9 protein-coding genes and 1 pseudogene are annotated in these 14,702 nt (G+C 55.7%); all 10 read right to left on the minus strand.

Annotated elements, in window-relative coordinates:
- Positions 1–168: 168 nt before the first annotated feature.
- Positions 169–2,160, minus strand: a complete 1,992-nt coding sequence (locus ACHHV8_RS23005) for a glutaminase domain-containing protein (protein WP_395161780.1) — start codon at positions 2,158–2,160, stop codon at positions 169–171.
- 38 nt (positions 2,161–2,198) lie between these two features.
- Positions 2,199–2,483, minus strand: coding sequence for a hypothetical protein (locus ACHHV8_RS23010; RefSeq protein WP_395161781.1), 285 nt, complete (start codon positions 2,481–2,483; stop codon positions 2,199–2,201).
- A gap of 195 nt (positions 2,484–2,678) precedes the next feature.
- A complete protein-coding gene (locus ACHHV8_RS23015) occupies positions 2,679–3,698 on the minus strand; it encodes a sulfatase family protein (protein WP_395161782.1) in 1,020 nt (339 codons plus the stop codon).
- Positions 3,699–3,810: 112 nt separating this feature from the next.
- Positions 3,811–5,270: pseudogene (locus tag ACHHV8_RS23020) on the minus strand (sulfatase family protein).
- Between the two features lie 200 nt (positions 5,271–5,470).
- On the minus strand, positions 5,471–6,889 hold the full coding sequence (locus tag ACHHV8_RS23025) for a sulfatase family protein (RefSeq protein WP_395161783.1): 1,419 nt from the start codon (positions 6,887–6,889) through the stop codon (positions 5,471–5,473).
- Positions 6,890–7,036: 147 nt separating this feature from the next.
- Complete coding sequence (locus ACHHV8_RS23030) at positions 7,037–8,560, minus strand: type 2 periplasmic-binding domain-containing protein (RefSeq protein WP_395161784.1); 1,524 nt, start codon at positions 8,558–8,560, stop codon at positions 7,037–7,039.
- A gap of 93 nt (positions 8,561–8,653) precedes the next feature.
- A complete protein-coding gene (locus ACHHV8_RS23035) occupies positions 8,654–9,547 on the minus strand; it encodes a carbohydrate ABC transporter permease (protein ID WP_395161785.1) in 894 nt (297 codons plus the stop codon).
- Positions 9,548–9,559: 12 nt separating this feature from the next.
- Complete coding sequence (locus tag ACHHV8_RS23040; RefSeq protein ID WP_395161786.1) at positions 9,560–10,537, minus strand: ABC transporter permease; 978 nt, start codon at positions 10,535–10,537, stop codon at positions 9,560–9,562.
- A gap of 232 nt (positions 10,538–10,769) precedes the next feature.
- Positions 10,770–13,091 carry a helix-turn-helix domain-containing protein gene (locus ACHHV8_RS23045; RefSeq protein ID WP_395161787.1) on the minus strand — a complete coding sequence of 774 codons (2,322 nt, stop codon included), beginning with the start codon at positions 13,089–13,091 and terminating at the stop codon, positions 10,770–10,772.
- A 102-nt stretch (positions 13,092–13,193) separates the two neighbouring features.
- Positions 13,194–14,684: a sulfatase-like hydrolase/transferase gene (locus ACHHV8_RS23050; protein WP_395161788.1), complete on the minus strand. Its 1,491-nt coding sequence runs from the start codon at positions 14,682–14,684 to the stop codon at positions 13,194–13,196.
- Between the last annotated feature and the right edge of the window lie 18 nt (positions 14,685–14,702).

Raw genomic sequence — 14,702 nt, forward strand, 5'->3', positions numbered from 1 at the left:
CGTAATGGCAAAAGCAAAGACGACCCGAACCGGGCCGTCTTTTTCCAGTATAGCTTATCGTTGTTACGGTTTATTTCGTGAGAAAAGCCTCCCTGAATTATGCCGAGTGACGGGACGGGCTGGCGGAGGTTTTGGTGTATGTACCCGTCTCTGCCGCCCGCCTCAGGATTAGGCCAGCAGCTTGATAAATACCCCGCCGACCACGGAGCGGTTAATAAAGCCGGTAAGCCGCCCGTCAATCGTATAATACCAGTCCGTAAACGGAACGCGACTGCGAGTTTCGTGCAGAAACCGCCATAGCGGCTCGATCAGCGCTTCGAAATCCTCCGGCCGCTCGGAGAGTGTCGCCGCCCAAACAAGCCAATCCGCTTTGGTATACGTCTGGCGGTTGTCTAGCGGCACGCCGTACTTGTTCTGTATGTTCAGGTAATGCCGGATCTCGCGGGCCCGGATCGCCGGGTCGAACAGATTCAAGCCGAGCAGCGTATCCCATACCAGGTTGTACTTCAAGCTCCATGAATCCGGGGTATCGAACGCCAGGCGGTAATATTCGCCGTTGTTTGCCGTCCGTTCCCAGCGGTCCGCCATTTGCTTAGCCCCAGCCAGGCAGCGCTCGGCGGCCGCCTCATCCCCTCTCATTCGGGCAAGCAGGCCGTAGCAGCCGATGCCGATAATCGCCTTGATGGACAGGTTCGCGTTATGCGCCAGATGCCCGCCGAAATCGTCGGTACACAGCTGGTTGCCGGGATCCATGCCGTAGTCCGTCAAATAGGCAGACCATTTGGTTAAGAGCTCCCAATGATCGTCAGCGAACCCGGCATGGCCGTCCGCCTTGCATACGGCAGCGGTCATGATCAGCATGTTGCCGCATTCCTCGATCGGCATCTGCCGCTCCATGTCCATTCCGTAAGCCTGACCGTTAGCGAGCGGATAGCGTCCGACATCGTGCGGTGCGAAATCATACGGCCATGCGTCCGATGCGGCGTACCGGAACACCGGGCGCAGCATCCCTTTGACCAGCTCGGGGTTGTATTTCAGAAACAGCGGGATGGACGGATAGCTGACGTCGACCGTTCCCATGCAGCCGTTGCTGAAATTCTCCTTCGAGAAAAAAAGCACTTGTCCCTGTTCGTCCGCGACAAGCTTATGTGCGGCGATCGCCTGCCGGTAGGCAAGCGCGCAAATATCGGCGTACTTCTCGCCGCCGGCCGCTGCCGCCTCGCGGATCATCTGCGAGTCAAACCGATCGCAGCGGGCCAGAAGGTCGTCCGCCTCGGCGATCGCAGCCGTCAGCATAGCCTCAAATGTGAGTCCATTCCGCTTCCAATAACCGGGGAGCGGCTTATGGAAATACTCTACGGAAAGAATATCGTCGTAAGCGATAATGACCCTGCGCTCTACGGCCGAGCCGGCCACTGCACCAAAACGGATGCGCGACGCAAGCACCGGCTTGCGGTGGACTAAATCGGTTGGCAGGCTATCATCATCGCTCTCCGGGAAGCTTCCGTCAGCTGCATAGCGTTCGCGTGCCGTATGATCGGCTATCGCCGCGTCCTGTTGGTCCCCGCCAGGCAAAACAAGGCAGGCGTAGCCCCAATCAATGCGGAGGTCATCGCCCGAGCGGTTCAGCAGCTTCTGCGTCGTCGTCCCGATGCGCAGAAGAGGACTGCCGTCAGATAGCTGTGACCTATAGGCGGCCACCTCTTGAATCGGCGAATCGACAGCCAGCTCCCCGCCGATATCGTAGTACAACTCTAACTGATGGGCTGCGCCGTCCATGGCTTCCGCCCGGAAATGAACGTACGAAGCCGGACGGCTCAGCACGTCAAGGTCGTCCAGAAGCAGCGGCGTCGTAAACCGGATCGTTAGGCGCACGCCTCCGGCCTCGAACGTATAGATCGTGGAGAGCGGAGTCACATTCAGGCTTGTTTGCGTCATTGCTGCCGCCTGTACTCGATTGGCGTCACTGTAACGCGTTTTGCCGCCCATAAACCGGTAGGCCTCCCCGTCAATGCGGGCAATGCCGATCATGCTGTGAAGCTTGCCGGTCCAATGCACCGTTTCCGCATCGGTCAGCCGGTCGGCGGCGGACCAAATGTTAAAGTAAGGGTCAACGGTAATCAGCGGTACCGAAGGCGGTCTGAGAGCTTGTGAACTCATTGGGACTCATCTCATTTCCTCATAAATTTGTCAATCGATCATAACAACCGGGCATCGCTGGAGCTTCTCCATTTATACGCCTGCAGCCAGCAGCCTTTCCTGGAGGCGTGCCTCCGCGTCGACAGCCAGCAGTTGCTTCGTATGGTACTCCAAACGCCTTGCAACCGGCCCCCGCCATGGCGATGGTGCTTCAAATGCCAAACGTCCGTAGTTTCCGCCCGCCATAGCAGCAGAGCATGCAGCAGCTCGTCGCGGATTTGGGAGCAGCCCTCTTCGTTAAACAAATCGTGCTGCTCCAGCGGATCGGCGGCTCTGTCAAACAAGCGGCCGCTGCCTTCATCGAAATAATATTCCAGCTTCCAGCGGTCGGTAGCAACAGCCGCCGAGCGGTACAGCGTACCGACGGCGCAGCGCCTCGGGGACGGCTTCCCTTCCGCAAGCGGCGTATAGAGGTCGAAGCCTTGTACTGCGTCGCAGGCGGTGCCGGCCGCACCCAGAATCGTCGCCGTAATGTCGGTTCACACGGCGTAATCGCGCCGCTCGTTCTCAGGAAGCGTTCCCGGCTGGCGCAGGATCAGCGGTACCCGCCACGAAGCGTCATGGTAGTTGTGCTTGTTATTGAAGCCATGATCGAAATATTCCTGGCCATGATCCGAGCTGAAAATGACCAATGTGTTCTCACGCAAGCCTGCGCGGTCGATATAATCAAGCAGTCTTCCGATCTGATGGTCGCAGTAAGCGGCAAGTCCGTAGTAACGCCGTCTCAGCTTTTCAATGTCCTGTTCCCCGTACCGGGCCACCCCGCAATGAGAGTCGAAGTAGCGCGCTTGACCGGGTCCCAAATGTGCCCGCTCCCGGTCATCCAGCGGACCGATAAGCCTGCGCATAGGCTCCGGATACGTCTCCTCTTCGCCGGCAGAGTAGTTTAATGGCGGCAGTTCGACCTCGTCATACAATGACGCCCACGCCCCGGGAGGATCGATGGGATCATGAGGGCTGACTAAAGAGCAATAGGCGAAAAAAGGCCGATCCTCCGCAGCCGCAGCTTTTCCGATTTCCTCGATCGCCGTATTCACAAGAAAACCGTCGAGGAAATGCTCCTCGGGAATAACCGGATCGGTCCGGGCAATTCCGAACTGCTCCAAATAAACGGCGTAGCTGTCCTGCGCGTCCGCTCCCTTTTCCACCGCCGTATAGACGACGTCGAACGATTCGGGCACAGGCCCGAAATGGGTTTTGCCCACCATGATGTTAAAGTACCCTTGCTCCTTCAGGAAGTCGGGAAAGACAGGCAGACCCGGGCCCCGGTCGATGCCGTTTTCGATGCACCCGTGGATGTGCGTGTGCATGCCTGTAAGCAGAGAGGTCCGTGCCGGCGAGCAGACCGGAGAAGCCGTATGCGCCTGCGTAAACAAGACCCCCTCCCGGGCAAGCCGGTCCAGATTGGGAGACAAGGCAAATTCGCTGCCCATGCAGCGGAGCGTATCGCAGCGTTGGGTATCGGTCGTAATTAAGACGATATTCGGTTTTCGATTCATGCTTCATCCCCCCGTCACATTCAGGAAAATGGCCATGGCGATCAGACGGAAGGAGAAGGATCGGGTATCCGCCCGTCTGATATGCAATGGATTCACGGCCATTTCGCTTCCGTCAAGCCAGCACCTTAGGCATGAAATGCTTGATGGCCTGCCCCCTCAGCCGGGCCAGCTCGGCCGCAAGCTCAGGACGTTCCAGGGCATTATCGTATTCGTCCGGATCGACGCTCAAATCGAACATCTCGGCATATTCCTGCCCCGCCTTGTTCGTATACACATACTTGTAGGTACCATCGCTCACAGCGATGAACCCCTCGCCTTCGGCGAACGTATACGTAAAACCGCCATCCTCCATGCACGAGCGAAAATCGCGCCCATCCGTCTGCTGCTCGGGCAGCCCCGCAGCGGCGAGGCACGTCGCCATCACGCCGGTCAGCATGACGCGGGCATCGGTGGCTTGCGGCGCCGGATGATCCGGGAATTGAACGAGCAGCGGCACGTTCAGCACGTCCTGGTAAGCGCAGTCATGCTTGCCCCACACGCCGTGATTGCCGAGCATCTCGCCATGGTCGGCCGTGAAGATGACGAGCAGATTATCGCCCAGCTTGCTCCGCGCCGCCTCGATTACCCGGCCGACATAGTCGTCGATTTGCGAAATATTCGCATAATAGCTGCGGCGCAGCTGCTGCCAATATTCCTCTGTGTAATTTTTGCTGGCCCTGCCGGGCGCTGAATTAGAGCCATCGATATTGCCCGGCCCATGCCAGCTGCGGTGATGAATGCGCGAAGGATCGTCGAACTCGCCTGCCTTCATCTTTCTTGGCTTGTCTTTCGTCATATCGACCCGGCTCAAATATGCCTCCGGCGAGTCGAACGGATAATGGGTCCGCTGAACGATACCCATGCAAATAAAGGCGCATCGTCTTCGTACTGCTCGATATATTGCTCGGCTTTGCGGCCTACCCAGCTGTCCGGATGCCATTCGGCCGGCCCCGGAAAATCGAACACCTTCCGTTTGCCGGCAACATCCCACGTATCTCTCCGGTAAGCTTCCAAATAACCGGCCTGATCGAGCTCCTTGGCGTAATCGTCATAGAACCAGACGGACACCTGCTTGTCATCCTGCAGATCGAGATGATCCATGCCGAGCGTCATATAGTACGCTTTGAATTCATCATAAGGAAGCGTCCGGTCCGCACGGGTTTCGCTATAAGGAACCGGAGCGAAGTGGCACTTGCCGAACATCGCCGATTTGTAACCGTGTTTGCCGAGCACGCTGAACAGGTTCGGAATTTCCGCATTCAGCTCGCATTTGCGGAAGTTGCTGTAGGCTCCGCTGCGATGCGGGTATTTTCCGGTCAGGATTGCGCAGCGGGACGGTAAGCACCATGGACTCGCCGTGTAGGCTTGGTCAAAACGAACCCCCTGCTCCGCAAGCTTATCGATATTGGGCGTAGCTACCGCTTGGTTGCCGTAGCAGGACAAAGCATCCTTGCGCAGTTCATCGGTTGTGATAAAAAGTATATGCGGCTTCTTGCTCAAAATTGTATCCCTCCAGATCCGAGTAAGTTGCACGTACTAATCTAACATGGGGGCTGCCCGCTGGCGATTGGTCATTTCGATTTCGATATGTCAATTCGCTTACCGCCGACAAGAGCTTGCAGCCGCGGCTCCACGGGTACGGAAAAGGGCAGGCGCTCCTCCCATGGTCAAGTCTAAGTCCGTCATGCTGCCCAGTGATTGATTGCCGAAGCCCGATCAGCGCAAGCCCCTGGCTAAAGCAGCTCTCTACTCGCCGAGCGGACAACGATCCGGTCGACGACCCAACGCCCGTTGTACCAGGTGCACGGATGAAACTCGTCTTGCAGCTCGGCCATTTTCGCGTTTAACATGCCGCGGTATTTCTCGAGCCGTTCGCCGTAGGCCGGATCGGCCGCTGCATTGTTCAGCTGGTACGGGTCGCTGCGATGGTCGAATAAAAATTCCTTGCCGTCAATCATCCGGGCATAAGTAAACTGTTTATCCCTCAGCGCGCGCCATTCATCCCCATCCTCCCACTGATATGTATGGCCCATGCCCTGCAGGAAGGCCGCTTCAGGCTCCAGCCCGGATTCGCCAAGAATGCTCGGCTTGACCGACTGTCCCTCCACCGACGCCGGGATCGGCAGCTGCAGCAAATCGAGCAGTGTCGGCATAATATCAGGCGTGTTCAGGCAGACATCCGTTTGCGACGCTTCAGCGATCCGCGACGGCCATCTCATAAGAAACGGAACCCGGGCCGCTTCGTCGTAAAATATCTTTTTGGCGATGCGCCCCTGGGCTCCCCACATTTCCCCGTGATCCGAGGTGAAGACGACGATTGTGTCCTCCGATAACCCGAGCCGGTTCAGCGCCGTCATCAGCCTGCCGAAGTTGGCGTCGAGATTGGCTACCATGGAATAATACACCTGCTTGAAAGCATTCCGGTTTGGAATCCAGTTGTCCTTGACCCACTCCTTGCTGAATCGCGCATTCCAGAATAGATCCGCCGATGCTTCCCCGGTAAAGTTCGGGGGATCGTCGAACTGGACGTCACGGAACATGTCCGCAAATTCATCCGGCGCATTATCCCATGTCCATGGATCGTGCGGGGTACCGTAAGACAAGAACATGGCAAACGGCTTCTCCCGGTCCACGTTTTCCAAATAGTGAACCGCCATGTCGGTTTGCGCATCCGGCTCGTAGCCCTGGATGTCGTGACGGACGAAGTCATCCTGGAAGTAGAACCCTTTTTTATACAGATGATTGAATCCGTACGTCGACCAAAAACCGTCGAATCCCAGCCGATAAGGGCCGGGCGGTACGTAATGATTGGTCATATCGCTGTGGTCTGTGCTGTGATTATACAGATGCCATTTGCCGATGTAGCCGGTTTGATATCCGCCGCCGGTAAGAACGTGGCCGATCGCATCCGGGTCCGGCATATTGCGGATTTCGTTAATGACCATCCCCGTGCTGGACGGATATTTCCCGCTGAACAGACTGGCCCGGTATGGGGCGCATACCGGATATACCGATACCGCGTTCTTGAAATCCATCGATTGCGAGGCGAAACGGTCGATGTTGGGCGTATGCGCTTTAGCATCTCCTGCATACCCGAGCACGTCGGCCCTTAGCTGATCGGCAAAAACATACACTAGATTCGGCTGCTTCATAGTTCATCACGCTCCTGAATGAATGATCCCCCGGCTCCATGAGCGGGACCGGGGGGCGGCGATTAATTACTCTTCGACTTGTCGAACTCGGCTTGATACATGGTTTCGAGCTCGTTCAGCCCGATTTTCTCCAGCTGCTTCGTATATTCATCCCATTTGTCGAAGGACATGGTACCCAGTATGAACTTCGCTTTCGTCTCTTTGACGTAAGTCTCCAGATCGCTGATGATCTGGTTCGCGCCGGTCCTGCTTCTCGAGCGGCAGCATGGGCGCGAGATTAGCCGTTTTCGGCAGAAACGCCTTCACTTTATCCACATAAGACGCCATCGGCGTCCCTTCCATCGTCGGCCTGAGCTGCTTCTCCGCGAAGTAGCCGGCCGGCTGATCGCCTGGGAAATACGTCCATTTGGAGCCCAATTCACGTTCCAGGCCGTTAGGCGCGTTCAAGAGCTCCTGCTTGTAGGAGAAGCTGCCGTCCGGTTTCTGCTCATACGTTTCCCCAAGCTTACCGAGGTATACGAGGGTTGCGCCCTCGTCGCCGTACAGATAATCCGCCCAGCGAACGCTGGCTTCGATGTTTTTATTCGCCTTCGTTATGATAAACGCAGGCGCTGTCGCGCGCGGGTTCAAGAACGACCACAGCTGATCGCCGTTAGGCCCCTTGATCGGCTCGATCGCATCGAATTGTCCGGCGTATTTACCGGCATTCCGCGGCTGATACAGCGGGGTAAAGCCGATTCGATTGTCCGCCAGCTTACCGAAATACACTTGATCGGTCTGCGTAAATATTTCCGGGTCGATCAGCTTCTGATCGTTCAGCGTCTTCAGAAATTGCAGCGTTTGCTTGTAACGCGGGTCGTCCAGCCAGATGTTGACTTTGCCGTTGTCAAAATTGGCGCCAAACAGCTGTCCCTGAGCGTACTGGTAATCGAGACCGAACATGGTCCCTACCGCATGTGTGAGGAAATCTAGATTATGCGCGCTGAACGGTATTTCATCGGCTTTGCCGTTGCCGTTCGGGTCTTTGTCACGGAATGCAGTAAGCACCTGGAGCAGCTCGTCAGACGTCTTGGGTGCGGGCATGCCGACCTTTTTCAGCCATTCCGTATTCATCAGCGGGTACCGGCCGACGTTGGAAGGCAGGTAATCCTTAATGTTGGGCAGGTAATAAATATGTCCGTCCGGCGCGGTAACCCTTTGGCGGATATCCGGGTACTTCTCCATCAGTGCCTTAAAGTTCGGCGCGTACTTGTCGATATACGGGTCCAGCGCGACGATCAGCCCCTGGCTGGCGTACTTCTGTATATTGGCCGTGCCCAAATCGTTCTTAAGAAGAATATCCGGCAGATCGCTGGTGGAGAACATCAGATTGATCCGTTCTTTTGCCGCATTATTGGCCGAGCTGGGCGTATCGAACTCCAGGTGGATGTTCGTTTTGTTTTCCATTTCTTTAAAAAGGTACATATCGGCATAGTTGCCGAGCTGGGCATCCTGCCGGGAGAACGCTTTCAAGGTAATCTTGTCTTTGACGATCGGATATCCGGTCGGCGCCACATTGCTGTTCTCCGGTGCCGCGGCATCCGGTGCGCTCTCCTGATTGCTGCAGCCGGCGGCCTGCAGCATCAATGTCGCCGATAGTGCCAGCACTGCCGGTTTTGTCCAATTTTTCATGTTGAACCCCTCCATAAATATGTTTATAAGAAAAGCGGCTGATCAGAACTTTTCAGCTAAGATCGGGCGATCCGAAGGACCGCCGGTATCCGCCTAGCCTTTGACGGCGCCGATCATCACTCCCTTGACGAAAAAACGCTGGATGAACGGATACATGATAAGCATGGGCAGGCTGGCGAGGATGATGCTCGCATATTTGATCGATTCCGCCTGCAGCATGCGCTCCGTGGCGTTCGGATCGGTGCCGGTCATATCCTGTGCGGAGGATTGAATGATGATTTCGCGAAGGATCAGCGGCAGCGTTTGAAGCTTTTTGTCCGATAAGTAAATCATAGCGTTAAAGTAAGAGTTCCAATGCTCGACACTATAAAACAGAAACATAACCGCGAGGATCGGCTTGGACAGCGGCAGTACGACGCTGAGGAGGATACGGGTATTCGAAGCCCCGTCCATATACGACGCCTCGTATAACTCTGTAGGAATGCTGTTTTGAAAAAAAGTCCGCATAACGATCAGGTTGTATGTGTTGATCGCTGTCGGCAGGACCAATGCCCAAACCGAGTTATCCAGATGAAGCGATTTCACGACAAGATACTGCGGTATAAGGCCGCCGGAGAAAAACATCGTAAACAAGGCGACCATCATCATTGCATTGCGTCCCTTCAGATCGGTCCGTGACAGCGGGTACGCCGCCAAGACTGTCATTACGAGATTGATCGATACGCCAACCACTGTATAGAACAGAGAATTCCGGTAGCCGGTCCATATCCGCTCATTTTCCAATACACTGGAATATCCTTCCCAGTTAAAGCCTTGCGGCCAAAGATGGATTTCGCCGTTCATCACCTTGATCGGGTCACTGAAAGATGCGATGATGCTGTACCAAAGCGGGTACGCGACTATAACGGTAACAAGGCAGAGCGCGCAAACGATAAATAAGTTAAACACTTTATCCGAACGGGTTTCAAACCGGTTTAGAGCCGACATGCCGTTCACCTCCTACCATAAGCTCGACGAACTGACGCGACGCGCCAAATAGTTCGCTAAGAGCAGGATGATAAAATTGCAGACCGAGTTGAACAAGCCGACGGCTGCGGCGAAGCTGAAGGAGCTTTCCATCAGGCCGACCCGGTACACATAAGTCGAAATGACGTCCGAGGCCGCCATATTCGCACTGTTCTGCATGAGCAAAATTTTCTCGAAGCCGACATTGAGCAGCTGCCCTGCCCGTAAGATCAACAGAACGATAATAGTTGGCATGATACCGGGAAGCGACACGTTTAGCAGCCGTTTGAAACGGGAGGCTCCGTCCATTGCGGCCGCCTCATACAGATCCGGGCTGATGCCTGCGAGCGCCGCCATATAAATGATAGCGTTCCAGCCCATATGCTCCCACACGTTGCTCAGCACAAACAATGTTTTGAAATACCCCGGCTCAATCATGAAATTGATCGGATCGTGTCCGAACAAGCCGATAATGCTGTTGATAACGCCTCCTCGCACGGAAGTGAATGTAATCATGATGCCGACCACGACCACAACGGACAGAAAATGCGGCAAATACGTCGCGTTCTGGACAAGCCGCTTGAACGCGGCATTTTTGACCTCGTGCAGCATAAGCGCCAATACGATCGGAGCGAAAAAGCCGACAGCCAGCGTATACAGGCTGATTCCCAGCGTATTGCCGATGACGCGCCAGAAGTTATAGTAATGGAAGAAACGTTCGAAGTGATCGAAGCCGAGCCATGGGCTGCCGCTGATGCCCTTCACGGGAAGGAAGGTTTTGAAAGCGATCTGCACCCCGTACATAGGTACGTAATGAAAAATAATATAGTACGCCAGCGGGAGCAGAAACATCAGATACAATTCGTAGTTCTTGGTGTAGGTGATCCATTTCTTACGGTTATGACGGGCTGGTCGCGCTGCGGCCTGTATGCCCGCAGCATTCGGTTCGGATAGCATTTTTTCGGGTAGCATGTTTGCAATCGCCCTCGCTTTGTTGGGATAGTAGGTTAGGTGAGATCATCCTATCATGAAGCGGGGCGGCGCAAAATATGTAGCTTCGGTTCCGCTTTGTCATGCGGGTCCGATGCCTGACCGTCAAGCAAACTGCATAGCCGGCAAAGGATCCGCCGGACGATATGTGCAAACGCTTTACAATTGTCATTGTAAAAGTAACGGCCTGCAGCCCCAGGCTGCAGACCGTTTATCAAGCTTCTCCGGTCGGGCGGGCCGGCAGCTTTCCGTACAATTTGCGGTACTGCCCCGGCGTGATGCCTTCGATGGATTTGAACTTGCGGACAAAGTTCGGCAGGTCGATATAGCCGCAGCGCTGTACGATATCTTTGATCGCCTCCTCGGTTTCGATAAGCCGCCTTTTAATCTCTTTCATCCGCAGATCAGTCACGTAATCGCCGAACGTCGTGCCGACATGCTCGCGGAACAGCTTACCGATATGGGAGACCGATACGCCGCATCCATCCGCCACCATGTCCAGATTAAGCGAAGGATTGTCGAAGGACTCGTTCACCAGACCGATCATCCGCCCGATGAGCGCATCGTGTCTTGTCTCCTTCATCCGTTCAACCATGCCGCACACAGCATCAATTAAGGCAGTCAGCTTGCTTTCCAGCTCGCCCAGCGTCTGAAAAGCCATTAAATCCTCCAGCTCCCGGGAGTAGCGGTCTTTGTCCAGCGCCTTCACCGCCTTAATGAACGAATTGACGACGTCAAAGCAAACATACCGCAGCATGAGCAGAGACGAGCCTCTGCTTGAGAGTGCCTTCATGATCAAATGCAGATTTTCCATCGCGACCGTGCGGTCGCCCTGCCGGATACTTTGAACGAGCCGAAGCTGCTCATCGATCGGGTACCAGTACTCATGATTGGCCTCCCTCTTCAGTTCGGCGAACAGCCTGTACCCTTCCTCCCCGGTGATAATGGATTGCTCCAGGCAGGCCGAGGCCTCCACATAGGAACGATTGATCTGCAGCGGGTCGGCAACCGGAGAACCGATCGCAACAATGGGAGCCATACCCAGATGCTCGTGCAAAATCTCCGTCAAAAACGAGCCCCGGGAACGCAGCACCGTTTCCGCCGTCTCCTCTTCGTTCGTATTGACGATCACAGCCAGCCATTGCTCCTCTGCCGGCTCGACGCAGTACATCCAGTAGTTATCCAGGGTGTCCTGGCTGAGCAGCTCCAACACCTCGCTTTTTAAATGGGCATTGAAGCCCCCGGGGTCGCGCAGCGTGATAACGGCTACATAAAAGGCCGGGAAAGCAAAGCGCTGCTCCACGCTTTCAAGCCAATAAGAGAGCTCGTCGGGCGTCGACAGCTTGCCGCCGAGCAGCTTTTGCATGAGCTGCTCCGTCATCACTTCGCGCTGCTGCAGCACCCGCTCCTGCAAGCGCTTACTAGATTCGATAGCGTATTGAGCGACATGTCCGATCATCTCCAGACCCGTTTGCCGCCTTGGATCAGGTGCCTCTCCTTCCGCATCCGCCGCCGTAATCGGCAGATCACGCTGCAAATGCTCGGCGAGCCGCCGAATCGGCCGATAATTGTAGGCTGCCAGCAAAAAACCGCTGCCGGCGGCGATAACGACAACGACCGTCAGAACCAGATAAAGCAGGTTGCGGAGCTTAAACACCCGGGAGAAGAATTGGGTGCTGGGGCCCGCCTCGACATAGCTCCACCCCGACGTGTCCGAACGAATAAGCACGATGGAATACGTCGTGCCGCTGCTCTCCGCGGAGTAGACGCCGGTTTTTTTGAAGCTGCGAATCATCCCCTGCAGATCGTTTATAGCTGCCGCTTCTGTGGTGAACCCGGCAACCTGCTCGCCCTTTTCGTTGAGAACAAGGGTTTCGCCCTTCAGATTGGTCGAAGTTTCCTGCAGCATGGCCGACAGCACCGATTCCTTCACGACGAACAATACGGTGCCCTTGGACGTATTGCCGCTCGTCAGAATCGGATACAAGAAGCCGAGCATCTCAGGCCCCGTCGAGCCGTCCTTGAGCCCTACGCTAAATTTGAGAACCTGCTCGCGGTCCGTTTCATCCAACGCTTTGCGCAGCCTTGCTGCGTCTTCGGGAGGCAGGGCGTAGAAATACTGTTCGAAGCTGTTGAAGGAATACATGCCGGCTGAGGAGTAGATGTAGTTATGGTCGCGGTAAGCCAAAAACACCTCGTCTACAAGCGAGTTGTTCGCCTTGTACTTCGAGAGCTGCCTCACGGCGTCAATCCGCGCATACCCCTCCGTCGCCAAGTTCGTCGGCGAAATGCTGGAATCGTCGGCAATGCGGGCCGCCATCTGCTGCATTTCCTTAAGGCGCTGATCGATCATTGTCTTGATCAGGTTCAGCTTGCCGAGATTCGCCTGCTCGACTTCCTCCTGCAGGCTGACCGCCGCACTGCCGTACATCTGCCAGCTAAGCAGCAGGATAGGTACCGCGCAAAGCAATAAAAACGAAATCCAATACCTGTAAAACAGCTTATCCCGACTCCAGCGAACAGAAAAAGCTTTCATGCGAGATCCCCCTGTCGTCCCGATGGTAAGTGCCAAGAAAGCCCACCGTTGTCACGATGGGCACCTGCTTTCAATTCTATATGTTTACAGCAGGTTGTACAATTATTTCTTGGCCAGCCGATCCTCTACCAGCTTCGTCATGAACAAGCTGCTGTCCCTCAATTCTTGCACCAGCTTACGCCGCATATCGGCCAGCGGCCCGGCGTAAGCCGGATCTTCCGCCACATTGGTCATTTCATGCGGATCGGCAGCTTTATCGTACAGCTCATCCGGGCCATGGTAGTGAAATGTGTAGCGAAACGTCTTGCTGCGGAGCGATAAATGGACGTCCCCGTCCTCCTTACGGAACTGCTCCGGGGGCATATCATCGCCCGATCCGTTCATGCCGCCGCGAAGCCGGAACGTTTCCGAGAGCACCGCCTCACGTTCCGAGGAGGCGTCGCAAGGCTGGCGCAGCAGACCTGCGAACGACTTGGCGTCCTGCGGCATGGGCATCGGCGTGTCTGTGCATTCGGCCAGCGTCGGCAGCAGGTCGTGCAGCATGACGAAGCCGTCGCTGCGCTCCCCGCTCGTTCCCGCATGCGCCATGATCAGAGGTACGCGCAGCGCCTCGTCATAATGCAAGTACAGCCCCTTCTCGATGAGCCGGTGTGCGCCCATCATATCGCCATGATCCGAAGTAAATACAACTATCGTATCCTCATACTCGCCCTGCTCCTTCAAATATTGCACGATCCGGCCCAGCTGATCGTCGATCAAGGAGCAGAAGCCGAGATAATGCGCAATGAAACGCCGCCATTCCGCCTCCGGCAGCCCTTCCATCTGCTTGTAATAATGCAGGTTGCGAAGCTCCTCCGGCTTTCCGTCCAATGTGCCGTGGAAATTCGGCGGCAGCTCCACCGAATCGGGGTCCACCAGCTTATCGTACGGCTCGGGCACGATCAAAGGAAAATGGGGCGCATTGTAGGAAACGACCGCAAAAAACGGCTGATCGTCCGGCCTTCGCTCCAACGCTTCAAGAAACTTCCCGGTTTGCCACGTTTCCAGATAATGCTCGAGACGAATCTCCGAGGTACCGCATGGCGCTTTCCCCCGCACTTTCATTTGGGCCATATCCCGCTCCGTCAAGTTCTCCATCATGCCCTCTACGAGCGGATAGCCTTGAGCGATGGCATATTCCCGGTACTCGGTAATATACCGGCCGCGGTCTTGACCCTTGACGACGGCGGGAATGGCCACGGCATCGTTCACCCCATATCGTTCCGGCGTCGTACCCGGCACGTGCCATTTGCCGCAATATACGGTATGATATCCGGCATCGCGGAAAGGCCGGATGAGTCCCTGATCGCGCAGCTCCTCGCGGATATGCCGCCAATTTCCGGTAACGTGATGGTTATGCGGAAGCAGCCCGGTCCATAGAGTCGATCGCGCCGGGCAGCAGAGAGGATAAGCAGTGTAGCAATGGTCGAAGGCGACGCCGTCCTGTGCCAGCAGGTCGGCATGAGACGTGCGCAAGGTTTTGTTGCCGTAGAGACTCAGCGTGTTCCAGGTTTGCTCGTCGCTCATGACGATCACGATATTTTTTCGTTTCATTAGATCTTATCCCCTTTC

Source organism: Paenibacillus sp. TAB_01 (genome assembly GCF_043945595.1).
Taxonomy (GTDB): Bacteria; Bacillota; Bacilli; order Paenibacillales; family NBRC-103111; genus Paenibacillus_S.

Bases quoted from the DNA above. Each gene is read 5' to 3' on its own strand.
- ACHHV8_RS23025 (WP_395161783.1), bottom strand. From the start codon at position 6,889: ATGAAGCAGCCGAATCTAGTGTATGTTTTTGCCGATCAGCTAAGGGCC.
- ACHHV8_RS23045 (WP_395161787.1), bottom strand. From the start codon at position 13,091: ATGAAAGCTTTTTCTGTTCGCTGGAGTCGGGATAAGCTGTTTTACAGG.
- ACHHV8_RS23015 (WP_395161782.1), bottom strand. From the start codon at position 3,698: ATGAATCGAAAACCGAATATCGTCTTAATTACGACCGATACCCAACGC.
- ACHHV8_RS23035 (WP_395161785.1), bottom strand. From the start codon at position 9,547: ATGTCGGCTCTAAACCGGTTTGAAACCCGTTCGGATAAAGTGTTTAAC.
- ACHHV8_RS23030 (WP_395161784.1), bottom strand. From the start codon at position 8,560: ATGAAAAATTGGACAAAACCGGCAGTGCTGGCACTATCGGCGACATTG.
- ACHHV8_RS23040 (WP_395161786.1), bottom strand. From the start codon at position 10,537: ATGCTACCCGAAAAAATGCTATCCGAACCGAATGCTGCGGGCATACAG.
- ACHHV8_RS23050 (WP_395161788.1), bottom strand. From the start codon at position 14,684: ATGAAACGAAAAAATATCGTGATCGTCATGAGCGACGAGCAAACCTGG.
- ACHHV8_RS23005 (WP_395161780.1), bottom strand. From the start codon at position 2,160: ATGAGTTCACAAGCTCTCAGACCGCCTTCGGTACCGCTGATTACCGTT.